At 76.3% G+C, this 23,514-nt stretch carries 15 protein-coding genes; 5 read left to right on the top strand and 10 right to left on the bottom strand.

Going from position 1 to position 23,514, the window contains the following annotated elements; translation table 11 throughout:
* Nucleotides 1–6: 6 nt before the first annotated feature.
* The 6 genes from V6D49_RS11400 to V6D49_RS11375 all read right to left on the bottom strand — a co-directional run bounded on the left by V6D49_RS11400 (nucleotide 7) and on the right by V6D49_RS11375 (nucleotide 14,044).
* Nucleotides 7–6,264 carry an amino acid adenylation domain-containing protein gene (locus V6D49_RS11400; protein ID WP_340559282.1) on the bottom strand — a complete coding sequence of 2,086 codons (6,258 nt, stop codon included), beginning with the start codon at nucleotides 6,262–6,264 and terminating at the stop codon, nucleotides 7–9.
* A 249-nt stretch (nucleotides 6,265–6,513) separates the two neighbouring features.
* The gene (locus tag V6D49_RS11395) at nucleotides 6,514–8,880 is read right to left on the bottom strand and encodes a lantibiotic dehydratase (RefSeq protein ID WP_340559281.1); all 2,367 of its coding nucleotides are present in this window, start codon (nucleotides 8,878–8,880) and stop codon (nucleotides 6,514–6,516) included.
* 10 nt (nucleotides 8,881–8,890) lie between these two features.
* A complete protein-coding gene (locus tag V6D49_RS11390) occupies nucleotides 8,891–9,187 on the bottom strand; it encodes an acyl carrier protein (protein WP_340559280.1) in 297 nt (98 codons plus the stop codon).
* Nucleotides 9,184–10,152, bottom strand: coding sequence for a threonine ammonia-lyase (locus V6D49_RS11385; protein WP_340559279.1), 969 nt, complete (start codon nucleotides 10,150–10,152; stop codon nucleotides 9,184–9,186). The genes V6D49_RS11390 and V6D49_RS11385 overlap by 4 nt, the downstream gene beginning before the upstream one ends.
* Nucleotides 10,149–11,711, bottom strand: a complete 1,563-nt coding sequence (locus tag V6D49_RS11380) for an amino acid adenylation domain-containing protein (RefSeq protein WP_340559278.1) — start codon at nucleotides 11,709–11,711, stop codon at nucleotides 10,149–10,151. The genes V6D49_RS11385 and V6D49_RS11380 overlap by 4 nt, the downstream gene beginning before the upstream one ends.
* The gene (locus V6D49_RS11375) at nucleotides 11,711–14,044 is read right to left on the bottom strand and encodes a lantibiotic dehydratase (protein ID WP_340559277.1); all 2,334 of its coding nucleotides are present in this window, start codon (nucleotides 14,042–14,044) and stop codon (nucleotides 11,711–11,713) included. The genes V6D49_RS11380 and V6D49_RS11375 overlap by 1 nt, the downstream gene beginning before the upstream one ends.
* A gap of 172 nt (nucleotides 14,045–14,216) precedes the next feature.
* On the opposite strand from V6D49_RS11375, the gene V6D49_RS11370 reads away from it, so the two are divergent.
* The 3 genes from V6D49_RS11370 to V6D49_RS11360 all read left to right on the top strand — a co-directional run bounded on the left by V6D49_RS11370 (nucleotide 14,217) and on the right by V6D49_RS11360 (nucleotide 18,419).
* A complete protein-coding gene (locus tag V6D49_RS11370; protein ID WP_191212000.1) occupies nucleotides 14,217–14,426 on the top strand; it encodes an MbtH family protein in 210 nt (69 codons plus the stop codon).
* Between the two features lie 387 nt (nucleotides 14,427–14,813).
* On the top strand, nucleotides 14,814–15,143 hold the full coding sequence (locus V6D49_RS11365) for an alpha-amylase (RefSeq protein WP_340559276.1): 330 nt from the start codon (nucleotides 14,814–14,816) through the stop codon (nucleotides 15,141–15,143).
* A 303-nt stretch (nucleotides 15,144–15,446) separates the two neighbouring features.
* Complete coding sequence (locus V6D49_RS11360; protein ID WP_340563882.1) at nucleotides 15,447–18,419, top strand: alpha-N-acetylglucosaminidase; 2,973 nt, start codon at nucleotides 15,447–15,449, stop codon at nucleotides 18,417–18,419.
* Nucleotides 18,420–18,437: 18 nt separating this feature from the next.
* Here V6D49_RS11360 and V6D49_RS11355 read toward each other — a convergent pair whose 3' ends face one another.
* Nucleotides 18,438–18,968: an SRPBCC family protein gene (locus tag V6D49_RS11355; RefSeq protein WP_340559274.1), complete on the bottom strand. Its 531-nt coding sequence runs from the start codon at nucleotides 18,966–18,968 to the stop codon at nucleotides 18,438–18,440.
* Between the two features lie 170 nt (nucleotides 18,969–19,138).
* Between V6D49_RS11355 and V6D49_RS11350 the strand changes: the two genes are divergently transcribed.
* On the top strand, nucleotides 19,139–20,788 hold the full coding sequence (locus V6D49_RS11350; protein WP_340559272.1) for an MFS transporter: 1,650 nt from the start codon (nucleotides 19,139–19,141) through the stop codon (nucleotides 20,786–20,788).
* Nucleotide 20,789: 1 nt separating this feature from the next.
* Here the strand turns inward: V6D49_RS11350 and V6D49_RS11345 are convergent, their stop codons facing one another.
* From V6D49_RS11345 to V6D49_RS11335, 3 genes are all read right to left on the bottom strand, one after another.
* Nucleotides 20,790–21,188, bottom strand: coding sequence for an ankyrin repeat domain-containing protein (locus V6D49_RS11345; protein WP_340559271.1), 399 nt, complete (start codon nucleotides 21,186–21,188; stop codon nucleotides 20,790–20,792).
* 104 nt (nucleotides 21,189–21,292) lie between these two features.
* A complete protein-coding gene (locus V6D49_RS11340; protein ID WP_340559269.1) occupies nucleotides 21,293–22,285 on the bottom strand; it encodes an asparaginase in 993 nt (330 codons plus the stop codon).
* A gap of 46 nt (nucleotides 22,286–22,331) precedes the next feature.
* A complete protein-coding gene (locus tag V6D49_RS11335; RefSeq protein WP_340559267.1) occupies nucleotides 22,332–22,967 on the bottom strand; it encodes an RsiG family protein in 636 nt (211 codons plus the stop codon).
* 118 nt (nucleotides 22,968–23,085) lie between these two features.
* Here V6D49_RS11335 and dtd point away from each other — a divergent pair, with 118 nt between their 5' ends.
* Nucleotides 23,086–23,511 (top strand): D-aminoacyl-tRNA deacylase, encoded by a 426-nt coding sequence (dtd, locus tag V6D49_RS11330; protein ID WP_340559266.1) that lies wholly within the window; start codon nucleotides 23,086–23,088, stop codon nucleotides 23,509–23,511.
* The last annotated feature ends 3 nt before the right edge of the window (nucleotides 23,512–23,514 follow it).

The raw sequence follows: 23,514 nt of genomic DNA, 5'->3' as shown, positions 1-23,514 counted from the left end.
CGGGGGTCAGTGGTCGGCGGTCAGGGACAGGTCGATCTCGTCGTCGCTCATCGCCGAGATGAGGTCGACGAGCTGCCGTTCGACCTCGGCGGCCAGCCGCTCGACGGTCGGGTGCTCGAACAGGTCCCGCACCTGGAGGGGGCAGTCGAAGGCGGTGCGCAGGCGGGAGGCGGCGGCGACGGCGCGCAGCGAGTGGCCGCCGAGGGCGAAGAAGTCGTCGTGCACGCCGACCTCCGGCACGCCCAGCACCTCCGCCCAGATCTGCGCGGTCACCACCTCGGTCGGGGTGCGCGGCGCCACGAACTCGGCGGCCGGGCGCGGTTCGGGCGCGGGCAGCGCGGCGGCGTCGAGCTTGCCCTGCACGGTGCGGGGCAGGGTGTCGAGCACCACGAAGGCGGCGGGCACCATGTAGCCGGGCAGCTGGGTGCGGCACCAGGCGGCCAGCTCCTCGGGGTCCCGGACCCGCCCGGCGGCGTAGCCGACCAGGGCCCGGTCGCCGCCGAGTTCGCGGACCAGGACGGCGGCGGCGTGCACGTCGGGGTGCTGCTCCAGGACGGCCTCCACCTCGCCGAGTTCGATGCGGAAGCCGCGGATCTTCACCTGGTCGTCGCGCCGCCCGAGGAAGTCCAGTTCCCCGGTGGGCAGTCGGCGGACGATGTCCCCGGTGCGGTAGAGCCGCCCGCCGCGTCCGCCGAAGGGGTCGGGGACGAAGCGCTGCGCCGTCAGCTCCGGGCGGCCCAGGTAGCCGCGCGCCAGCTCGGGCCCGCCGACGAGCAGTTCGCCGGGGACGCTGACCGGGACGAGCTCGTCGCGCTGGTCCACGACGTAGGCGCGCCGCGCGCCCCAGGGCCGTCCGATGGGCACGCGCCCGTCGACCGGGGCCGTGACGGGGTGGGAGCCGGTCGAGATGACGGTCTCGGTGGGCCCGTAGGTGTTCTGGATCGGCACCCCGGGCAGGTGGGCGAACCAGCGGTCGAGGATCGCGGCGGGCAGCGTCTCGCCGCCGGTGACGGCCAGCCGCAGGCTCGCCAGGTCGTCCGCGACGTGGTCGAGCCGGGCGACGATCTCCTCCCAGTAGGAGGGCGTGGCCTCCATGACGGTCACCCCGTGGACGCGCACCTGCTCGGCCAGCTCCTCCACCGACCACACCTCGTCCGGGCGGATGACGACGGCGGCCCCGGCGCTCAGGGCGGGCAGGATCTGCTCCAGGGAGGCGTCGAAGGAGAAGGAGGCGAGGTTCATCACCCGGTCCGCCGCCGTGATGCCGAACTCCGCGCGGGCGGTGCGGGTGTGGGCGGCGACGGCGTGGTGCTCGACGCCGACGGCCTTGGGCCGGCCGGTGGACCCGGAGGTGAAGATGGCGCAGGCCAGCTCCCTCGGGTGCGGGACGTGGCGCGGGGCGCCGGGCGCCGGGACGACGTCCTCGACGGCCAGCGGCGGCGGGCCCAGCGTGGCGGCCAGCCCGGCCGTCGGCGCGTCGGTCACCAGGTGCCGCACCCCGGCCTGCTCCACCATGTACCGCAGCCGCTCGGGCGGCAGCTGCGGGTCGAGCGGGACGTAGACGCCGCCCGCCCGCCACACGGCGGCCAGCGCCGTGACCGACCACACCCCGCGCCGCAGGCACACGCCCACCGGGGTCTCCGGGCGGACGCCGGCCTCGGTGAGGGCGAGGGCGAGCCCGCCGCTGAGGCCGTCCAGCTCGCCGTAGCTCAGGGCCTGCTCCCCGCAGACCAGCGCCACCGCGTCCGGCGCGCCCTGCGGCACGAACGGCGGCCCCTCGGCCACGTGCACCGGCCCCGCGCCCGGCTCCCCGGCCAGCTCCGCGTACTCCTCGGCCGAGAGCATCGTCAGCCGGGCGACGGGCGTGTCCGGGGCGGCGAGGGCCGAGGCCAGCACCTGGCCCACGTGCCCGGCGAAGCGGGTGACGGTGGCGGCGTCGAACAGGTCGGTGGCGTACTCGACGTTGAGGGCGAACCGGTCCGGGTAGAGCAGGAACGTGGCCGTCAGGTCGAACTTGGCGGAGCCCCACGGCAGGGCGAAGTGCGTCACGTCCAGCCCCGGCACGCGCGGGCCGCCCGTCGGGCTCTCCTGCACGTCGAACATGACCTGGAACAGCGGGTTGCGGGCCGGGTCGCGCTCCGGCCGCAGCTCCTCGACCAGCCGCTCGAAGGGGACGTCCTGGTGCTCGTGGGCCCCGAGCGCCGTCTCCTTCACCCGGCCCAGGAACTCCTCGAACGTCGGCTCCCCGGCGAGGTCGCCGCGCAGCACCACGGTGTTCACGAGCAGCCCCACCAGGCGCTCCAGCTCCACCTGCCCGCGTCCGGCCACCGGCGAGCCGACGGCCACGTCGTCCTGCCCGGACCAGCGGGCCAGCACGATCTGCACGGCGGCCAGCAGCACCACGAACCGCGTCACCCCGTGGCGGCGGGCCAGCGCCGCGACGCCGTCCGCCAGCGCGGCGGGCAGCTCCACCTCGACGGCGGCGCCCCGGCCGGACCAGCCCGCCGGACGCGGCCGGTCCGTGGGCAGCTCCAGCACCGGGACGTCGGCCAGCGTCCGCTCCCAGTACCGCAGGTGCGGCTCCAGCGCGCCGCCCGACGCCCGCTCGCGCTGCCAGAGCGCGAAGTCCCCGTACTGGACGGCGACCGGCGGCAGCCCGGCCGGCCGGCCCTCCCGGCGCGCGGCGTACAGGGCCGAGAGCTCCTCGATCAGGACGTCCTTGGACCAGCCGTCGGTCGCCACGTGGTGGAAGGCGATGACGGCGACGTGGTCGTCCCCGGCCAGCTCCCAGACACCCGCGCGCAGCATCGGCGGCGCGGCGAGGTCGAAGCGTTCGGTGGCGAACGCGACGGCCTCGGTCCGCACGGCGTCCAGCCGCTCGGCCTCGGTGCCGCCGCGCGGGCCCGGGTGCCAGGCGAGCGGCACGCCGACGCCGTCCACGACCTGCTGCACCGGGCGGCCGTCCACCTCCAGCAGGGCCGTCCGCAGCACCTCGTGCCGGGCCACGACGTCGTCGAGCGCGCCCTGCCAGGCGGCCCGGTCCAGGCCGCCGCGCAGCCGCCAGGAGAACCACAGGACGTACTCGTCGCCCACGTCCGACATCCGGTCGAGGAACCACATCCGCTCCTGCGCGAACGACAGGGGCAGCGGCCCCGAGCGGTCGACGGGCACGACGGTCGCGGTGCCCGCCTCGCGGGCGGCGGCGACCAGCGGGCCGAACGCCCGGATGCGCGGGTTCTCGAAGAGGGTGCGCAACTCCACCGCGCGGCCCAGCCGTTCGGCGATGCGTGAGACGGCCATGGTGGCCAGGAGCGAGTGACCGCCGAGGTCGAAGAACGAGTCGTCGATGCCGACCCGGTCGACGCCCAGCACCTCCTGCCAGATCTCCGCGACCACCCGCTCCGTCGCGTCGCGCGGGGCGACGAACTCGGTGCCGCCCAGCGCGCGCTCCCGGTCCGGTCGCAGCTCCGGCAGAGCGGCCCGGTCGAGCTTGCCGGACGCGCCCACCGGCAGCGTCTCCAGCGGGACGAAGTCCGAGGGCACGGCGTAGTGCGGCAGCCGTCCGGCGCAGTGGGCGCGCAGCTCCGTGGCCGGAACGGGCCCGTCGGGACCGGCCACGACGTACCCGGCCAGCACCGCGCCGCCGTGCCCGTCGGGGCGGACGGCCGCCGCCGCGGCCACGACGCCGGGGCAGGCCCGCAGCACCGCCTCCACCTCGCCCAGCTCGATGCGGAAGCCGCGCAGCTTGACCTGGTCGTCGGTGCGGCCCAGGAACTCCAGCTCCCCGGTGGGCAGTCGGCGCACGAGGTCGCCGGTGCGGTAGAGCCGTCCGCCGCCACCGGTGTACGGGTCGGGCACGAAGCGGTCCGCCGTCAGCTCCGGCCTGCCGAGGTAGCCCCGGGCCAGTTCCGGTCCGCCGATGAGGAGTTCGCCGGGCGCGCCCTCGGGGAGCAGCTCGCCGTGGGCGTCCACCACGTACGTCCGGCGGGCGCCCAGCGGGGTCCCGATGGGCGTGCGCTCCGGGTCGTCGTCGGCGGTGACGTCGTGCAGGGTCGCGGTGACCGTCGTCTCGGTGGGCCCGTAGGCGTTGCACACCCGCACCCGCGGCAGCGCGGCCCGCCAGGCGGTGAGCGCGGCGGCCGGGACCGTCTCGCCGCCGAGGACGAGCAGCCGCACCGGGGCCAGCGCGGCCGTCGTGGCGTCGTCCAGGGAGAAGGCCAGCTCGGCCCAGTAGGTGGGCGGCAGGTTCAGCACGGTCACGCCGTGCCGGGCGACGACGGCGGCCAGGGCGCCGGGCAGCCACTGCTCGTCGGGGCGCAGCACGACGGTGGCGCCGCAGCCGAGCGAGGTCAGCAGCTGGTCCAGGGAGGCGTCGAAGGAGAAGGACGAGAAGGCGAGGACGCGGTCCCGCGCGGTGATCCCGAACGCGGTGCGCACCGCGTCGACGTGCGCGGCGATGGCCCCGTGCGCCACGCCGACGGCCTTGGGCCGCCCGGTGGAGCCGGAGGTGAAGATGACGTAGGCGAGCGCGTCCGGGTCGGGGGTGTGGTGCGGGAACCCCGCGTCCGGCCGGACGGACTCGACGGTGACGAGCGGTCGCCCGAGCGCGGCGGCCCGCTCCCCGGTGGCCCCGTCCGTGACGACGTAACCGACGCCGGCCTCCTCGGCCATGAACCGCAGCCGCTCCTCGGGCAGCTGCGGGTCCAGCGGCACGTACACGCCGCCCGCCCGCCAGATCGCCGTCAGCGCGGCCACGGCGGCCGGGCCGCGCCGCAGGCACACCCCCACCGGGGTGCCCGGCGTCAGGCCCGCGTCGGTGAGCGCGCGGGCCAGGCCGCCGCCGAGCGCGTCCAGCTCGCCGTACGTCACCGTCTCCTCGCCGCAGGCCAGCGCGACGGCGTCGGGCTCGCCACGCACCGCGAAGGGCGGGGCGGGCGCCGCCGTCCGGTCCGCGCCGGCCAGGGCCACCAGCCGTGCGCGCTCGGCGCCCGGCAGCGGCGCGATCCGTCCGGCCGGTGCGCTCAGGGGCGCCTCCGGGGCGGCGACGACGGCGGTCAGCAGCTCGGTGAAGCCCTCGGTGAACCGCCGCATCGTGTCCGCGTCGAACAGGGCGGTGGCGTACTGCAGGCGCGCGGCGACGTCGCCGTTGGCGCGCAGGGACAGGTCGAGGAAGACGTCCAGCGGCGTGCCGGGCAGCGGCGTCCGGACGAGGGAGACGTCCAGGTCGGCCAGGCGCGCCGGTTCGGGCACGGTGTTGAGGAGGGTGAAGGACGCCTGGGCGAGCGGATGCCGCGAGAGGTCCCGCTCCCCGCCGACCGCCGTCACGACCCGGTCGAACGGCGCCTGGGCGTGGCTGAAGTCCTGAAGGGCGCCGGCGCGGACGCGGGCCAGCAGCTCGGCGAAGGTCGGGTCGCCGGTCAGGTCCGTGCGCAACACGACGGTGTTGACGAACGGCCCGATGACGCCCGCCGTCGCGGCCTGCCCCCGGTCGGCCAGCGTCGTGCAGACCGCGATGTCGGAGCGGCCCGAGTAGCGGGCCAGCAGCGCCTGGTAGACGGCGAGCAGCAGCATGTAGCGGGTCGCGCGGTGCTCGCGCGCCACCCGGTCGACGTCCGCCATGAGCGCGGCCGGCAACTCGAAGCGGACGACGTCGCCCGCGCCGTCCCAGAACCGCGGGCGCGGCCGGTCGGTGGGCAGCGCCAGCGGCGTCACCCCGGCGAGCCTCCCGCGCCAGTGGTCCAGCAGCCGCTCCATGCGCGGTCCCGTCAGCCGCTCCGCCTCGGCCCGGGCCACGTCGGCGTACTGGAGCTCCGGCGCCGCGACGGCCTCGCCCCGGTAGCCGGCGTCCAGTTCGCGCAGCAGCACGTCCCAGGACCAGCCGTCGACGGCGATGTGGTGGACGACGACGAGCAGCAGGTGCTCCTCGGGCCCGAGCCGGGTGAGCGTCGCCCGCAGCGGGTGCTCGGCGGCCAGGTCCAGCGGGCGGGCCAGCTCCTTGTCGAACAGCTCCTCCGCGCTGCCGGCCTCGACCCGCTCCAGCGCCACCGAGCCCGGCGGGTCCACGTGCGGCACCGGCTCCCCGTCCTCGGCGACGAACCGGGTGCGGAGCACCGCGTGCCGGTCCGCGACGCCGGTGAGCGCCCGTTCCAGCGCCGCCACGTCCAGGGCGCCGCGGATGCGCAGCGCCAGCGGGAGCAGGGAATCCGTCGAACCTCCGGCGAGCTGGTCGAGGAACCACAGCCTCCGCTGTGCGAACGACGCCACCCGGACGTCCCCGTCTCTCGTCCCGCCGTGCGCTGCGCGAACCTTCACTGTGGGCCTCCAAGCCGTGTTTTCCTCAACCCTGCTGGCGGCGGCGGTTCGTCAGTAGGGAAGAAGACGCAGCCGCACACGCAGCCCTGGGCGCAGTCCACGGGGCAGCGCACGCGACGGCGGCCCGTCCGGCCGGGTGGGCCGGAGGGCCGCCGTCTCGCGTCGCGGTGGGCGTGCGGGCGCGGGTGAGCCGCGCGGGGCTCAGGACGTGCCGCTCGCCCCCTCCCCGCCCGCAACGCTCGCCGCATCGGGTGGGGCCACGGTGTCCCCCGGGGCCCGACCGTGCTCGTCCACGGCGACGAAGCGCAGCTCGGAGGTGTACGCCCGCCCCTGGTCGTCGGTGAGCCAGCTCTGCTCCGGCGTCGGCAGCATCTCGGTGACGACGGCCCGGGCCGTCGGGTCCTTCCGGGCGGCCCGGCGCAGCGCCTTGGCCAGGATGGTGACGTAGACGGGGCTGTCGAAGTCGACGTAGAACGGCCGCGTCTCGGTGGGCAGCACGACGAACACATGGCGCGGAAGGTCCCGTTCGGCCCGCCACCGCCGGGCCCGCACGAAGCGGCGGGCCTCGTCCTTCTCCCCGGCGAAGTCCAGCTCCGCGACGGCCGGCCGCCACGTCTCGCGGGCCACCACGAGCCGGTCGACGGTGACGCGCGGGGAGTGCTCGGCCTCCTCGGGCAGCAGCCGGAACAGGTCCATGGCCAGGGTCGTCAGGACGTGCGCGAACACCTCGACGACCGGGAACCGCGCCCCGTCGGGCAGGACGGTCACCAGCGTGCCGTCGTCCTCCTCGGTGACCGCCACGTCCGCGCTGAGCACGGTCCGGGGGCGGGCCGGGTCGGCCGTGAAGTCCACCAGCGCCACGTAGTAGTCCTCGGGCCGGACCAGGGCGTTCCGGATCCGCGCCGAGAGCCGGGAGCGGTGCTCCTTGGGCAGCAGGGGCAGCAGCCGGGGGCCGGGGTGGTCGCGCCCGGTGAGGTCCAGCAACTCCTCGGCGTCCGGGTGCTGGTGGACGAAGAGGGAGGCCCCCAGGGTGTTGGCCGCGAGGTGCAACTCGCCCAGGACGAGCGTGAAGTCGCCGCGCGCCACGGCCTCCGGGCCCTCGGCCGCGACCATGACGTCCGGGCTGAGGTAGCGCGCCGCGCTCCAGCCGGGGCCGCCCGCGCCGCCGAACGCCTCGGCCGCCGGCCCGGCGACGTCCGCCAGGGAGAGCCGCACCCGGCGGGCGTCCGGCGGCGGGGCCAGGATCGCCTCCCACCGGCTGCGGAACTCCCGTCCCAGCTCCTCCGCCCGCTCCCGCGCGGCCCCGTGCAGGACCGGCATGCAGGCGAACCAGAAGGCCGCCAGGTCCACGGGCCCCTCGGCGGCCAGCCGCGCGTACACCTCGCGCGCCCGCTCCAGCACCCCGGAGGCCAGCTCGGAGGTGAGCCAGGCGGCGCTGGTGAGCAGCGGGTCGAGCGGCGCGAGCGCCGCCCGCACGGCCCGGCCCGCCGTGGCCGTCGCGGCCCGGCGGCAGTCGGAGTACACCAGGGCCCGGCACGGCGCCGTCCCGGCCGACTTCTCCCGGTGCGCCGCCGTCTCGGTCAGCGCCACGAAGCGTTCCTCCAGCTCCGTGAGCGCCGCCACCAGCGCGTCCGGCCCCTCCGCCGCGCGGACCCGGTCCCGGCCGCGCTCCAGGGCGTCCAGCGCGGCGAGCCCGCGCCGCCGGGGCCCCGGCGCACCGACGCCCTCCAGCCAGGCCCGCAGGGCGCGTTCCGGCCGGGCCCCGGCGGGCACCTCCAGCTTCCGCACCGCCAGCCGGCGCCGGACCAGGCCGTCCAGCACGGCGTGGACGTCGACGCCCGGCAGGCGCCGCCCGATCTCCGCCACCGGCCGCAGTCCGTCGCACAGCGCCAGCACGGCGGCGTCCTCGGCGGTGACGGGCTGCGCCGGGCGGCCCGGCACGGTGACCTCCGTGCCGGACAGCCGCACGAACGGCACCCGGCGCGGCGCCACCCAGGGCCACAGCTCCGGGTCGGCGGCGAGTGTCGCGGCGAGGGCGTCGATCGCCCAGCTGGCGAAGTAGACCTCCGTCGCGGCCACCAGCCCCGCGCCCGGCTCGACGGTGAGCCCGGGGGTTTCGTGGTCCCAGCGGCCCCAGCCGACGGGGCCGAAGAAGCCGATGGTGTCGTTCTTGACGCAGAAGCGCTGCCAGTAGTGGGCGACGAGCTCCTCCCGCTGCCGGGGCATCGAGCTGCGCCGGTCGACCCCCGGCGTCCAGGCGAGGAACGGCGCGACGCCCGAGGTCAGCACCGGCCGGTTCTGCCAGGCCACCGCCTCCCGGAAGGCGGGCGTGCGGGCGATGTCCTGGAGGGTGTGGGCCGTCTCGACGGCGGCGTCGGCGAACAGGGCGGCGAAGTCCGTCCAGCTCTGGCCGGACAGCTCGTCGCGCGGGCCGAACTTGTCGGCGGCGGCGGCCAGTCCGTCCGGGGCCAGCCGCAGCACGCCGTCGGCGGGGAAGCCGGGGCCGCGCAGCGCGAACTGCTCCCACAGCCGCCAGCGCCCGCCCCCGGGCACGTACGTCTCGGTCATGGCGTGCCCCTCACACCTGGGCCAGGTCGGCGTCGACGACGTCGGCGAGGTCGGCGGGCGTCGGGTAGGCGAAGACGAGCGCCACCGCCACCTCCACGCCGAGGGCGTCCTGGAGCGTCGCGGTGACGCGGAAGGCGGTCAGCGAGTCGCCGCCCCACGCGTAGAAGTCGCTGTCCTGGTCGATCTCGGGCGAGCCCAGCGCCTCGCGGTAGGCCTCGGTGACCAGGGCGGTGAGCGCCGCGCCGGTGGGACGCTCGGCCGCGTCGGTGGTGGCGGCGGCGGGGCTCAGGGGGGTGGTCGTGGTCATGGCAGGTCCTCCCGGTGGGGATAGGTGGTGGCGGCCCGCAGGGCCGTGGCGGTGTTGCCGCCGGAGACGACGGCGACGACGCGGCCGCCGTCGCGGCCCAGGCGCAGGGCCCCGGCCAGCGCGACGGCGCCGCTGGGTTCGGCCTCGACGCCGTGGCCGCGCAGCAGCCGGAGGGCGGCGAGGATGGCGCTGTCGGTCACCGCGACCAGGTCGTCGACCCGGTCGCGGATGAGGGGGTAGGTCACCGCGCCCGGTTCCTGGGCGCGCAGCCCGTCGGCGACGGTGTCGCTGGGCGCCAGCCGGACGGGTCGCCCGGCCGCCAGGGAACGGCCGTAGCGGGGCGCGGCCGTCGGCTCCACGCCGACGATCCGCACCGCGTGGTCGCGGGCGGCCAGGCAGGTGCCCGCCAGCAGCCCGCCGCCGCCGACCGGCACGCAGAGCGTGGTGGTCTCCGGCGCGTCCTCCAGGATCTCCCGGGCGACGGTGCCCTGGCCCGCGACGACGAGTTCGTGGTCCGAGGACGGCACCAGGCGGGCGTCCGTCAGCTCGGCCAGCTCCCGGGCCCGCGCCTCGCGCTCGGCCACACCGCCCGGCACCTGGACCGTCCGGCCGCCCAGCGCCCGGATCAGCGCCGCCTTGGCCGGGTCGGCCCCGGCGGCCAGCACGACGGTGACCTCGACGCCCAGCGGCGCCGCGAGCCGGGCCAGCGCGATCCCGTGGTTGCCGGAGGAGCCGGTGACGATCCGCCGGGCCCCGAGCGCCAGCACCGCGTTCGCGGCGCCTCGCAGCTTGAACGAGCCGCCGTACTGGAGGTGTTCGGCCTTCAGCCGCAACCGCCAGCCCGAGCGCCGCTTGCCGGGCACGGGCAGACCCGCCAGCAGCGGCGTGCGCAGGACCCGTCCGGCGATGCGTCCCGCGGCCTCCTCGACGGCGGCCGGGCCCGGGGAGACGAGGGTGGTGGTCATGACCGTCCCCCGCTTCCGGCCAGGGCGCGGCGGTCCGCCTTGCCGCTGCGGGTGGTGGGCAGCGCGGCCAGCCGCTCGAAGCGGCGCGGCATCAGATGCGGGGGCAGGGTGGTGGCCAGGTGGGCGCGGAGCGCGCCGTCCGTCGTGCCGGACAGGTCACCCGTCACGTGGGCGACGAGGAAGACCCGCCCGCGCTCGTCGTGCTCCGGGGTGACGACGGCGCCGGTGACGCCGGGGTGGCCCAGCAGCGCGCCCTCGACCTCGGCCGGGTCCACGCGGTGGCCGCGCAGCTTGACCTGCCGGTCGGTGCGGCCCAGGTACTCCAGCCCGTCCGGACCGGCCTGCGCCAGGTCGCCCGTGCGGTACAGCCGCGCGCCGGGCGGGCCCAGCGGGTCGGGCACGAACCGGTCGGCGGTGCGGGCGGGCAGCCCCCGGTAGCCGCGCGCGACCCCCACCCCGCCGATGAACACCTCGCCCACGGCGCCGTCCGGGACGGGGGCGAGGTCGGCGTCCAGCAGCCGCACCACCACCCCGTCGACCGGCGTGCCCACCACGTCAGCCGGGCGGTCCGGGCGGCCCGCGCCGTCCGGCCCCCCGGGCTGCTCGGCCCTTCGCGGCACGACGTGGCGGGTGGAGGTCATGGTGCACTCGGTGGGCCCGTACTGGTTGACCAGCCGGCCCTCGACGAGCTCCCGGCCGCCCGCCGCGAGGAACGGCCGCAGCGACTCCCCGCTGGAGACGACCAGCCGCACCCCGGCCAGCAGGTTCCGCGCGTCCGGCTGCCCGGCGAGGAAGGCCAGGAACGACGGCGTCACGCTGAGCAGCGTGTCGACGCCGTGGCGGCGCACGGCCGCCCCGAACGCGTCCGGCCGCATCAGCTCCGCGCGGGGCACCAGGACGAGCCGCCCGCCCGCCAGCAGCGGCGCGAACGTGTCCCGGACGGCCGCGTCGTAGCCCTGCGGCGCGGTCTGGAGCGCCACGGTGTGCGGGCCGAGGCCCTGGTCGCGGACGAGCTGGCGCAGGTAGGAGTCGGCCGACCGCCGCTCGATGAGGACGGGGCTCGGCGCGCCCGTCGAGCCGGAGGTGTGGCTGACGTAGGCGAGCGCCCGGCCGTCCACCGGCTCCGGCTCCGGTGCGTGCGTCGGCGTCGGCGTCGGGCCACCGGTGCCGGGGGCGTCCACGAGCACCGGCGCGCCGGACCCGTCCGGGTCGGGCAGCTGGCCGCGTGCGGCCAGCTCCGCCGTCGTCACCAGCAGCTCCGCGCCGCCGCTCGCCGCCAGCGCCGCCAGCCGCGCGGGCGGCTGCTCGACGTCGAGGCCGAGGAACGCCGCGCCCGCCCGGAGCACCGCCGCGGGCGCCACGACGGCGTCCACTCCGCGCGGCACCGCCACGGCGCACACCCGCTCCGGTCCCGCGCCCCGAGCGCGCAGCACGGCGGCCAGCCGCTCGATCCGCTCGGCGAGTTCGGCGTAGGTGACGTCACCGTCCGGGGTGGTGACGGCCGTCCGGCCCGGCGTGCGGGCCGCGTGGCCGAGGATGTCGTCGACGAACGTCCGCATCACGCACCCCCGTTCGCGGCGTCCGCCCGGTCCACGACCGTCTGGTCGACGGCGACGAAGCGCAGCTCGGAGGTGTACGTGCGGCCCTGGTCGTCCGGCAGCCAGGCCTGCTCCGGCGTGGGCAGCATCTCGCTGACCTTCAGCCGGGCCTCCGGGTCCTTCCGGACCAGCCTGCGCACCGCCTTGGCGAGGATGTTCAGGTACACCGGGCTGTCGAAGTCCACGTAGAACGGCCGGGGTTCGGTGGGAGAGACGACGAACACGAAACGCGGCAGGTCGTGCTCCTGCCGCCAGTGCCGGGCCCGCACGAAGCGCCGGGGCTCCGACTTCTCGTCGGCGAAGCCGAGTCCGCCCGCCCGGAAGGTCCACGTCTCCCGTGCGACGACCGTCCGGTCCAGCGTGATGCGCGGCGTGTGCTCCCCCTCGGGGCGCAGCGTGAAGCGGTCCATGACGCGCTGGGTGAGGGTGTTGGCGTAGACGTCGAGCAGATCGAAGCGGCTCCCGTCCGGCAGGACGGCGGTGAGCCGGCCCGCGTCGTCCTCCACCGCGACGTCCGCGCTGAGCACGGTGCGCGGGCGGTGCGGGTCGCCGGTGTCGTCGACCAGCGCCACGTAGTGGTCCTCCGGCCGGTCCAGCGAGGGCCGGCTGCGGGAGGACCACTTCAGCGGCAGCTCCTTGGGCAGCATCGGCAGCAGCCGGGGGCCGGGGAAGTCCCGGCTCGTCTCCGCGACGAGGGCCGCCGGCTCGGGGTGCTGGTGGACGAAGAGCGAGGCGCCCATCGTGTTGAGCGCGCAGTGCATCTCGCCCAGCACCAGATCGAACTCGCCCCGCTCGACCGCCTCCGGGCCCTCGGCCAGCACCAGCAGGTCCGGGCTGACGTAGCGCGCCAGGGACCAGCCCGCGCCGGGCTCCTCGAACTCCTCCCGCACCCGGTCCGCGAGGTCCGCCGTGGACAGCCGCACCCGGCGCACGCCCTCCGGCAGTTCCAGCACGCGCGCCCACTTCGCCCGCAGCTCGGCCTGGACGGCGTCCAGGTCCTGGTCCGCCCCCGGGTACGGCGAGGGCAGGCCGGACAGCCACAGCGTCGCCAGGTCCACCGGCCCGCGCGCCGCGAGCCGCTCGTACAGCGCGCGCAGCCGGGCGGTCGCCAGCTCCGCGAAGCGGTTGGTCATCCAGCGCGCCGAGGTCAGGCACAGCCCGAGCGGCGTGAGTTCGTCGAGCAGCGCCGTGCCGAGCGTGGCCGTCGCGGCCCGACGGCTGTCGGAGTAGACCAGGCCCCGGCAGGGCGCGGTCCGCGCCCCCTTGGCCCGCTGGCCGTCGGTGGCCGTCAGCGCGGCGAAGTCCGCCTCCAGGGCGCTGATCGCGGACGTCAGCGCCTCGGCGTCCACCCCGGCGGCCTGCACGGCGTCCCGGCCGCGCTCCAGCACGTCCAGCCGCTCCAGCGCCGCCTCCCGCACCCGGGCGTCACCGACGCGCTCCAGGATCTCCCGCAGCGCCCGCTCGGGGTGCGTGCTGCTGGGCACGTCCAGCCGCCAGTGCACCCACCGCTTGCCCTGCAACCAGCGCACGGTCTCGGCCACCTCGGCCTCGGGGCGGCCGAGTTCGGCCGCGAGGACGCCGATCGGCCGCGTCCCGTCGCAGAGCTCCAGCACGGCGTGCGCCGCGTCCGGCAGCGGCTGCGGGGCCCGTCCCGGCACCTGGACCGTGCCGTCCCCCAGCCGCGCGAACGACACGCGCCGGGGCGGTATCCACGCCAGCAGCTCCGGGTCGGCGGCGAGCGTCGCGGCGAGGGCGTCGATCGCCCAGCTGGCGAAGTACACCGTGGACGTCTCCAGGAAGCCCTCACCGGGGTCGACGGCCAGACCGCGCGTGCCCAGGTCCCAGCGGCCCCAGCCGACGGGGCCGAAGAAGCCGATCGTGTCGTTCTTGACGCAGAAGCGCTGCCAGTAGTGGGCGACGAGCTCCTCCCGCTGTCGGGGCATCGAGCTGCGGCCGGCGGCGGTCGGCGTCCAGGCGAGGAACGGCGCGATGCCGGTGCGCAGGACCGCCGGGTTCTGCCAGGCCACGGCGGCCCGGAAGCGGGGGTCGGCGGCGATCTCCTGGAGGAACCGCGCGGTGTGCACGGCACCGGCGTCGAACGCCTCGGTGAAGTGCTCCCACTCCGGGCCGTCCAGCCGGTCGCCGGGCGCGAACTTGTCCGCCGCCGGCGCCAGCCCGGGCGGTGCGGTGCGCAGGACCCCCTCGGCGGGGAAGCCGGGGCCGCGCAGCGCGAAGTGCTCCCACAGCCGCCAGCCACCGGTGGGCAGGTGCACGTGGTCCGGGACGTCCGTCATGGCGAACTCCTTCCAGGGGTTGCCCGGAACCCTGCCGCCGCCGCGCCCGCGCCACCAGGGAAGGACGGGCAGCGCCCGGCACCGTTCCTTCTGCGCGTTTGTCCCTATGTCCGCCCCGCCGGGCGGGGCACGCTGTGCCCCGACGACCGATCGAACGCGGGAGGACGAAGCCATGAGCCAGAGCGACGAGCCCGGCTACCGGGTGGTGCGGAACGACGAGGAGCAGTACTCGGTGTGGCGGCAGGACCGGGCCCTCCCGGACGGCTGGCACGCCGAGGGCACGACCGGCACCCGGCAGGAGTGCCTGGACCACATCGGCCGGGTGTGGACGGACATGCGCCCGCTGAGCCTGCGCCGCCGCATGGCGGAGAGCGGCGCATGACGTGACCGGGGCCGGGCCGGGGCGGGAGGGGGTGCCGCCCCGGCCCGCCCCCTCCCGCCGGCCGTCATCGTGAACGCGGGCGACGCGGTGACGGCGACGGGCCGCCGCCCGGCGTGGGCGCAGGTTCGACCAACGCGTTCCGGCCAATGTGTACCCGAGGGCTCCGAGCGGACCTGAGCCATGGCCGACGCCCCTCGACGGCGCCGAGGGAACGCGAGCGCGGGCTCCGTCCGGCTACGACACCCTCAGGGGATGCAATTCATTTCATTGCTTGAAGACGCCGTTTACCTGCAGGTTAACGTTGCGAACCAGCGAGTGGCTGAAATTTCTTGCAGAGATTTGCGCAAGCTTCCCAGGGTCTGGAACGTTCGGGCCATGGCACACCTCATGACGTACCTATCGCGCCCGATCGCCCTCACCGCCACGGCTGCGGCGGGCCTCATGATGACCCTGGCCGCTGCCCCGTCCGCGGCGGCCACCGAATCCCCGGCTCCCGAGTGCGTGCAGTACTACGAGAGCTGGCGCTACACCCACGTCCACAACGGCTGTGACGACACCGTCGCCGTCACGGTCGATTACACGAACGGCCAGTCCGCCCCGTGCCGCGTCCTGGAGCCCGACGCGTGGGCGACCTTCTCCGGTTACGGAACGGACGGCAACCACGTCACGGCGTTGCGGACCTGCGACCCCGACCCCGCCACCACCAGCGGCGCCTGAGCCCCGCCCGCCCTGTCCCGAAAGGCTGTGGGCGGCGGGGCGGGGGACGGCGATCGGGTGGTGCTGGGGGCGGTGCGTCGGGGTGGCGGGGTCGATGGCGGGGGGCCGGTCGTTAACGTCGCGTGCGCGGGGGCGTCACGTCGGGCGCCCAGCGTGGGGAGCGTGGTGAACGTACCGAGCGGCCCGGCCGGGCCGAGCAGACGGCTGCTGCTGGGGTCCGCCGGGGCCCTCGGCGCGGGGCTGGCCCTGACGGGCAGCAGCCCCGGCCGGGGCGAACCGTCCGGGGGTGGCGGGGGGAGCGGCATGGAGGCGGCCCGCGCGGCGCTGGAGCGGCTGCTGCCCGACCACGCCGACCAGTTCGCCCTCACTCTCCTCGACGGCCGGGAGCGGTTCACCGTCGGCGGGGGCCGGGGCGCGGTGGAGATCCGCGGGACGAGCCCGGCGGTCGCGCTCACCGGCGTCCACTGGTACCTGAAGTACACCTGCCGGGCGCACCTGAGCTGGGCCGGTTCGCAGACCGACCTGCCCGCGACGCTCCCCGCCCCGCGCCGGGCGGAGGAGCGCGCCGCCACCGTGCCGCACCGCTTCGCCCTCAACGACACGCACGACGGCTACACCGCCCCGTACGCCGACTGGCCGCGCTGGGAGCGGCTCATCGACGTCCTGGCGCTGCACGGCGTCAACGAGGTGCTCGTCACGCCGGGCACGGAGGCGGTGTACCACCGGCTGCTCCAGGAGTTCGGGTACACGGAGAGCGAGGCGCGGGCCTGGCTCCCCGCGCCGACGCACCAGCCGTGGTGGCTGCTGCAGAACATGTCCGCCTACGGAGGGCCCGTCAGCCCCGCGCTCCTGGCCGCCCGGACGGAGCTCGGCCGGCGCATCGCGGGACGGCTGCGGGAGCTGGGCATGGCGCCGGTGCTGCCCGGCTACTTCGGCACGGTGCCGCGCGGCTTCGCCACCCGGAACGCCGGGGCCCGCACCGTCCCGCAGGGCACCTGGGCGGGCCTGCCCCGCCCGGACTGGCTGGACCCGCGCACGGACGCCTTCGCCGCCGTGGCCGCCGCGTTCTACGCCCACCAGCGGGAGCTGTTCGGCGCGCCCGCGCACGTCAAGATGGACCTCCTGCACGAGGGCGGCGACGCCGGGGACGTGCCCGTCCCGGAGGCCGCGCGCGGCGTCGAGCGGGCGCTGCGCACGGCCCTGCCGGACGCGACGTGGGTGATCCTCGGCTGGCAGCACAACCCGCGCCGGGAGCTGCTGGACGGGCTGGCGCACCCGGAGCGGATGCTCGTGGTCGACGGGCTGTCCGACCTCGAACGCGTCACGGACCGGGAGGCGGACTGGGGCGGCGTCCCGTACGCCTTCGGCACGATCCCCAACTTCGGCGGCCGCACGACGCTCGGCGCGAAGACGCACCGGTGGGCGGAGCGGTTCACGCGGTGGCGGGACCGGGCGGGCAGCGCCCTGCTCGGCACCGCGTTCATGCCGGAGGCGGCCGAGCGCGACCCGGCGGCGTTCGAGCTGTTCAGCGAGCTGGCCTGGCGCGAGGAGCCGGTGGACCGGGCGGAGTGGTTCGCGGAGTACGCCGACTTCCGCTACGGCGGCCAGGACCCGGCGGCACGCGAGGCGTTCGCCGCACTGCGGGAGACGGCCTACCGGATCGACTCCCGCGACGGCCGTCCGCACGACAGCGTCTTCGCGGCCCGGCCGAGCCTCTCCGCCCGCTCCGGCACGTACTACGCCACCCACACCCCGGCCTTCGACCCGCCCGCCTTCGACGCCGCCTTCGCCGCCCTGCTGCGCGTCGCCGAGCCGCTGCGCGGGAGCGACGCCTACCGGTACGACCTGGTCGACGCCACCCGGCAGGCGGTCGCCAACCGCTCCTGGCTGCTGATCGGCCAGTTGGACCAGGCGTACGCGGCGAAGGACCGGCGGACGTTCGCCCGGCTGGCCACGCTCTGGCTGGAGCTGCTCCGGCTGGCGGACGACGTGGCCGGGGCGCACCGGAGCTTCCTCCTCGGGCCCTGGCTCGCCGACGCCCGCCGTAGCGCGGCCGATGCCGAGGAGCGGACGGAGTGGGAGCGCACCGCGCGCGTGCTGCTCACCACTTGGGCGGACCGGCCCACGGCCGACGGCGGCCGGCTCGCCGACTACGCCAACCGGGACTGGCACGGGCTCATCGCCGACGTCCACCTCGCCCGCTGGCGGCGCTACCTCGACGAGCTCCAGGACGCGCTCGCCGCCGACCGGCCGCCGAGGAGGTTCGACTGGTACGCCCACGAGGAGCCGTGGACCCGGCGGACCGACGACCACCCGCAGCGTCCCGTCCACGACGCCTACCGCACGGCCGTCCGCGCCCACGACGTGCTGGCCCGCGCGCCCTTCCAGGGCGGCGTCACCCTCGCCGCCGAGCCCCGCTCGCTGCCGCCGGGCGGGGCCGCCGAGGTGACGGCCACGTTCCGCAACGAGAACGGGCTGCGGCCCACCGGAGCCGTCGACCTGATGCTCGCCGGGCCCGCCGGTGCGGTGCCGCAGGGCGGCTCGTCCTGGCCCCGGGTCGCGCCCGGCGGGCGGGTCACGGCGCGCTGGCGGGTGCCCGCGCCGGACGGTGCGCCGCAGCGCCCCCTGGAGCCGCTGCCGTACGAGGTGACGGCCCGCTACGGGCCGCAGGGCGAGCCCCGGGCCCGCACGACCGGGCGCGGCACCCTCTTCGTCGCCGGGCCGGTGGGCGAGGGGTGGCGCACGCACACGACGAACGACGCCGTCTTCGGCCGCCTCGGCGACCGGTACGCCGTGCACGGCGGCGGCGCCGACCTGTGGCGCCGCACCGAGGAGTTCGGCACGCTGTTCCGGCCCGGCGCGCTGGGCGGGGAGGGGTCCGTACGGGTGGCCGTCACCGCGCAGCCGGACACCGGGCCGTGGGCGCGGGCGGGCGTGATCGTCCGCAACGACCTGGCCGAGGCGCGCGGCCGGGGCGGTGTGAACCTCGCCGTCACCCCCGGGCACGGCGTCGTCCTGGCCCACGACGCGGACGGCGACGGGACGTTCGACACCTACCGGCGCGTGACGGGTGTGCGGGCGCCGGTGCTGCTGCGCCTGACCCGCGTCGGGACGGTGTTCACCGGGGCGTACTCCACGGACGAGGGCGCGACGTGGCGGACGGTGGCCACGGTGGACGTCCCCGGCGCCGCGCCCCGCCAGGACGCCGGCCTGTTCATGACGGCCGCGTCCCGGACGAGGGCGACGGTGGAGTTCGCCGGCTGGTCGCTTCGCTGAGCCCCGGCCCGGGTGGCGTCAGCGCGCCTCGGCGAGCTCCTTGATGCCGGCCAGCGTCGCCTCGATGCCGCCCCGCAGGGAGGCGAGGCGGCCGGCGATGATCTCCTCCTCCTGCTCCGGCGCCTGGGCGATGAAGGAGCTCAGGCCGGAGGGGGCGGGGCCGACGCGCGCGGAGTGCCGCAGCAGGGTCCCGCCGTCGGCGGCGGACAGTTCGAAGCGCCAGTGGCACAGCGGTTCGGCGCTGGCGGCCGGGGCGGCGGGACCGAAGCGGCCGTCCGGGTCGACGACGTCCCAGGCGAAGGCGCGCTCCTCGCTCACCTCGGCGATGCGGCTGGTGGAGGTCCACTCGCCGATGTCGGGGTTCTTGTTGTGCCCGGCGAAGAGGGCGCCGGGCACGGGCGCCCGCGCTCCGTCCAGCCACTCGACCCGCTGGAGTTCGGGGCTGAACCGGGCCGGGATGCCGATGTCCGTCACGAGCGCCCACACCGTGGCGGGGGAGGCGTCGACGTGGATCTCGCTGCTCGTGGCGGGTCCGTCCGCGTACCGCATGCGTACTCCTCGTGTCGGTTCGGCCCGGCCTGTCGTGGCCGGGCAACAGGCAGAAACCACAAGGGAGTTGACGGCATTCCCACCCCCACTGCCCGGCTCCGTGAGGCGCGTCACAGGGGTGGCGAAAAACGTTTGACTTCATGTCGGGTTGAACTTCTAGGTTGACACCCATGACGCCTCACGCGACCACGGGGGAACGCGCCGGGCGGCGCGAGTGGACCGGTCTCGCCGTCCTCTCCCTGCCCACCCTGCTCCTCTCGCTCGACATGACCGTGCTCCACTTCGCGGTGCCCAAGCTCAGCGCGGACCTGGCCCCCAGCAGCACCCAGCTGCTGTGGATCGTCGACATCTACGGCTTCCTCATCGCCGGGTTCCTCATCATCATGGGCACGCTCGGCGACCGCATCGGACGGCGGCGGCTGCTCCTCACCGGGGCGGCGGCCTTCGGCGTCGCCTCGGTGCTCGCGGCGATGTCGGACAGCGCCGGCATGCTCATCGCGACGCGGGCCCTCCTGGGCCTGGCGGGGGCGACGCTGATGCCCTCGACCATGTCCCTCATCCGCAACATGTTCCACGACCCGCAGCAGCGCACGGTGGCGATCAGCGTGTGGATGTCCAGCTTCATGCTGGGTGCGGGCGCCGGGCCGCTGGTCGGCGGGGCGATGCTCGAACACTTCTGGTGGGGCTCGGTCTTCCTGCTGGGCGTGCCCGTGATGGTGCTGCTGCTGGTGGCCGGACCGTTCCTGCTGCCGGAGTTCCGCGACCCGACGGCCGGCCGGATCGACGTCGTCAGCGCCGCGCTCTCCCTCGGCACCGTGCTCTCCGTCGTGTACGGCATCAAGCAGACCGCCGAGCACGGCGTCGGCCTCGTCCCCGTCCTCGCCGCACTCGCGGGGCTGGCGCTCGGTGTGGTGTTCGTCCGTCGCCAGCGCACCCTGGCCACCCCGTTCCTGGACCTGAAGCTGTTCCACAGCCGGGGCTTCACCGTCTCGCTGACCACCGTGGCCCTGTCCATCTTCGCGATGGGCGGCGTGATCTTCTTCGTCGCCCAGTACCTCCAGATGGTGCTGGACATGTCCCCGTTCACGGCGGGTCTCTACTCGCTGCCGGGCGTGCTCGCCGGCATGGTCGGCATCCTCGCCGCCCCGGCCCTGGCGCAGCGGGTTCCGGCCGCGTACCTCATGGGCGGCGGGCTGCTGGTCGCCGCGCTGGGGGTCGGGACGCTGGCCACGATCACCCCGGAGTCCGGCGCGGGGACGGCGGTGACGGCGCTGGTCGTCCTGCACCTCGGCTTCGGTCCGATGATCGCCCTCGGCACGGACATGATCATCGCCGGGGCGCCGCCCGAGCGGGCGGGTGCGGCGTCGGCCATCTCCGAGACCGGCACCGAGATGGGCATGGCCCTGGGCATCGCGGTGCTCGGCAGCGTCGGGGCGGCCATCTACCGCGCCGAGGTCGGCGGCCTGCTCCCGGCGGGGCTGCCGCCGGAGGCGACGGACGTGGCGGGCGACACCATCGGCGGCGCGGCCGGCGCCGCCGAGCAGCTGCCGAGCGCCCTCGGTGCGGCGCTGATGGACGCCGCCGGGCAGGCGTTCGTCACCGGCCTGCGCACGACCGCGGCCGTCAGCGCCGTCATCGTGGCCGTCCTCGCCGTGGCCGCGACCGTCCTGCTGCGGGGCGTCACACCCGGTGACGGCGGCGGGCACGGCGAGCCGCCCGCCGGGGACGACGGGCCGCAGGCACGCGGGGACGGCCCGCAGGCGCACGGGGACGGCCCGCAGGTCGACCCCGCCCCGGAACCGGCGGAGGCCGGCCGGTAGGTCAGACGGCGCCGAAGAGCCGCAGCAGCTCCTCCTTGCCGAACATCCGGGCCGTCTCGACGGCACTGGGCGTCCCGGCCGTCGGGTCCGCGCCTCCGTCCAGGAGGGCGTGGACCACGTCGTCCTCCCCCTTGAAGACGGCCCCGGCCAGCGGCGTCTGCCCCCGGTCGTTCGGCTTGTCCGCGTCGGCGCCGCGCTCCAGCAGGGCCCGGACGGCCTCGGCGTGGCCGTGGTAGGCGGCCAGCATGACGAGGGAGTCGCCCTTGTCGTTGGTGAGGTTCGGCGGGACGCCCGCGTCGACGTAGGCGGCGACGGTGTCCGTCTCGCCGCGTCGCGCCAGGTCGAAGATCTTCGCGGCGAGTTGCAGGACCTCGGGGTCGTGAGCGGGCTCTTCCGTCATGGTGGACCTCCTGCGCGGGCGGTGGGCGTGATCGTTCTCCGTCACCCTATGCACGTGCCCGTCCGCCCGGCCGGTACGCCCGCCCGGCCCCGCCGCACGGTGGGTCAGAACGCCGCGCGGATCTCGCCCACGGGGACGCCGCCGCCGAGCAGCGGGTGTGCGGCGATGCGCGCCGTCACCGGCCCGGTCACGCCCATCCGCTCCAGCGCCCGGCCGAGCACCGGGCCGAGGGCGCGCACCCCGCCGTCGTCCAGCTTGAAGGCCAGCGCCCGCCCGTCCGGCAGGGCCACCGCCTGCACGGCCTCGGCGCCCATCTTGGACAGCGCCCCCGGCACCTCGCGCATCAGCCACGTGTCGTGCCGCCGCGTCCCCGCGACGTGTTCGGGGTGCGCCCGCATGGCGTCGGCGACGCGCCGTTCGGCCGTGCCGGGCGCGGCGGTGACGAGCGTGCGGAAGCCGCGCGCCAGGCCGGTGAGGGAGACGGCGAGCAGAGGGGCCCCGCAGCCGTCGACGCCGGTGGCGGCGACCGACTCGCCCGTGGCCCCCTCGACGACGTCGGCGACCAGCCGCTGCAGCGGGTGCGCCGGGTCGAGGTAGGAGTCGGCGGGCCACCCGGCGGCCCGGCAGGCCGCCAGCATCGCGGCGTGCTTGCCGGAGCAGTTCATGGTGAGCCGGGCCCGCCCCAGCCCGGCCCGCAGGTACGCCTCGGACTCGGTCGGGTCCAGCGGCAGGTCGGCCGGGCACCGCAGGTCGTCCTCACCGAACCCGTGCTCGGCGAGGACCTGCGCCGCCAGCTCCCGGTGGAAGGGCTCCCCGGAGTGGCTCGCGGCGGCCAGCGCGAGGCGCTCACCGCTCAGCGCGGCACCGGCGCGCAGGCACGCGACGGCCTGGAAGGGCTTGTTCGACGAGCGGGGGAACATGGGGGCGCTGACGTCGCCCAGCGACCACGCGACCGCACCGTCCGGGCCGAGGGCGACGAGCGCCCCCCGGTGCCGGCCCTCGGTGAAGCCGGAGCGGACGATCTCCGCGAGGACGGGCGGAACGGCCCCCGGGGCTATCGCACCGGTGGACGGGGACGGCGGCGTGGTGGACGGCATGGGGCCCCTCGGAGCTGCTGGGACGGCCCACCGCCCGGGGATCGTCTCAGGCCAGCAGGTCGTCGATGTGTGCTTCGCCCTCACGGTACCTGCGGGCGATCTCGGCGCTGCAATCGTCGGCCGTGCGCTGCACGCTCTGGCGGCGCCGCGAGACCTCGGCCTCGTAGCCGACGAGCCGGCCCATGGCCTCGCGCAGCTCGCCCTCGGTGCGGGCCGACAGGTCGGAGAGGGCCACCTCGCCGAGCATCGCCTCGGCCAGCGCCCGGTACGCCTCGCCGCGCGGCGCGCCGACCGTCACGTGCCGGGAGGAGCGCTGCCGGGAGGGGCCGTCGGCCAGGATCTGCGGCAGCCGGTCGACCAGGGGCACGGCGGCGTCCAGCCGCCCGGCCAGCTCGGCCCGGAGGATGTCGATGCGGCCCTGGAGGAGCCGGCGGACGTAGCTGAGGTCGGCCTCGTGGTGCTGCGCGGTGCGGCGCAGGGTCCGCAGCCGGGGCAGCCCCAGCCCGGCCAGGCCGTCGCCCGCACCGGGCTCCGGGGTGCCGGGCGGCACCGGCGTCTCCGGCCAGACGACTGTCTCGGGCCCGTCGAGCGGGACGCGTTGCTGCGGCGGACACGGCGGCGCTCCGCCGGCCCCGGTCCCACGGGTGGCGCCGGTGGTCCGGCCGGCTGCGGCTGTGCTCATCGTCGTCCCCTTGTCCCCGGTCCCACTCGTGCGTTGTGCACCGGTTCGTGCCCGCATCGTGTCACTTGGGAGGTACCGCGCGCAGCGCCTTGACACCCATCCGGCGCATGATGGACGCATGCGAGCAGTAGTTCAGAGGGTGAACGGCGCCCGGGTGGCGGTGGGTGGCGAGACGGTCGGGGAGATCGTCGGCGAGGGGTTGTGCGTCCTCGTCGGCGTCACACACGACGACACGTCGAAGCAGGCGGAGTGGCTGGCCCGCAAGCTGTGGGGGCTGCGCGTCCTCTCCGGGGAGAAGTCCTGCTCCGACGTGAACGCCCCGCTGCTGGTGGTGAGTCAGTTCACGTTGTACGGCGACGCGCGCAAGGGCCGCCGCCCGACGTGGCAGGCGGCGGCCCCGGGCCCGGTGGCCGAGCCGCTGGTCGACGAGGTCTGCGCCCGGCTGCGGGAGCTGGGCGCGACCGTCGCGGAGGGCCGGTTCGGCGCCGACATGAAGGTCGGACTGGTGAACGACGGCCCGTTCACGGTGCTGCTGGAGACGTGAGCC

Source organism: Streptomyces sp. GSL17-111, from assembly GCF_037911585.1.
Classification (GTDB): domain Bacteria; phylum Actinomycetota; class Actinomycetes; order Streptomycetales; family Streptomycetaceae; genus Streptomyces.
The sequence above is the reverse complement of the archived record's forward strand: the minus strand, read 5'-3'. Positions and strand labels throughout refer to the sequence as shown.

Excerpts from the sequence above, each read along its gene's own strand:
- V6D49_RS11380 (WP_340559278.1), bottom strand. The coding sequence starts at position 11,711 with ATGCGGACGTTCGTCGACGACATCCTCGGCCACGCGGCCCGCACGCCG.
- V6D49_RS11365 (WP_340559276.1), top strand. The coding sequence starts at position 14,814 with ATGACGTACCTATCGCGCCCGATCGCCCTCACCGCCACGGCTGCGGCG.
- V6D49_RS11375 (WP_340559277.1), bottom strand. The coding sequence starts at position 14,044 with ATGACGGACGTCCCGGACCACGTGCACCTGCCCACCGGTGGCTGGCGG.
- V6D49_RS11345 (WP_340559271.1), bottom strand. The coding sequence starts at position 21,188 with ATGACGGAAGAGCCCGCTCACGACCCCGAGGTCCTGCAACTCGCCGCG.
- V6D49_RS11370 (WP_191212000.1), top strand. The coding sequence starts at position 14,217 with ATGAGCCAGAGCGACGAGCCCGGCTACCGGGTGGTGCGGAACGACGAG.
- V6D49_RS11355 (WP_340559274.1), bottom strand. The coding sequence starts at position 18,968 with ATGCGGTACGCGGACGGACCCGCCACGAGCAGCGAGATCCACGTCGAC.
- V6D49_RS11360 (WP_340563882.1), top strand. The coding sequence starts at position 15,447 with ATGGAGGCGGCCCGCGCGGCGCTGGAGCGGCTGCTGCCCGACCACGCC.
- dtd (WP_340559266.1), top strand. The coding sequence starts at position 23,086 with ATGCGAGCAGTAGTTCAGAGGGTGAACGGCGCCCGGGTGGCGGTGGGT.
- V6D49_RS11335 (WP_340559267.1), bottom strand. The coding sequence starts at position 22,967 with ATGAGCACAGCCGCAGCCGGCCGGACCACCGGCGCCACCCGTGGGACC.
- V6D49_RS11395 (WP_340559281.1), bottom strand. The coding sequence starts at position 8,880 with ATGACCGAGACGTACGTGCCCGGGGGCGGGCGCTGGCGGCTGTGGGAG.
- V6D49_RS11340 (WP_340559269.1), bottom strand. The coding sequence starts at position 22,285 with ATGCCGTCCACCACGCCGCCGTCCCCGTCCACCGGTGCGATAGCCCCG.
- V6D49_RS11385 (WP_340559279.1), bottom strand. The coding sequence starts at position 10,152 with ATGACCACCACCCTCGTCTCCCCGGGCCCGGCCGCCGTCGAGGAGGCC.
- V6D49_RS11350 (WP_340559272.1), top strand. The coding sequence starts at position 19,139 with ATGACGCCTCACGCGACCACGGGGGAACGCGCCGGGCGGCGCGAGTGG.
- V6D49_RS11390 (WP_340559280.1), bottom strand. The coding sequence starts at position 9,187 with ATGACCACGACCACCCCCCTGAGCCCCGCCGCCGCCACCACCGACGCG.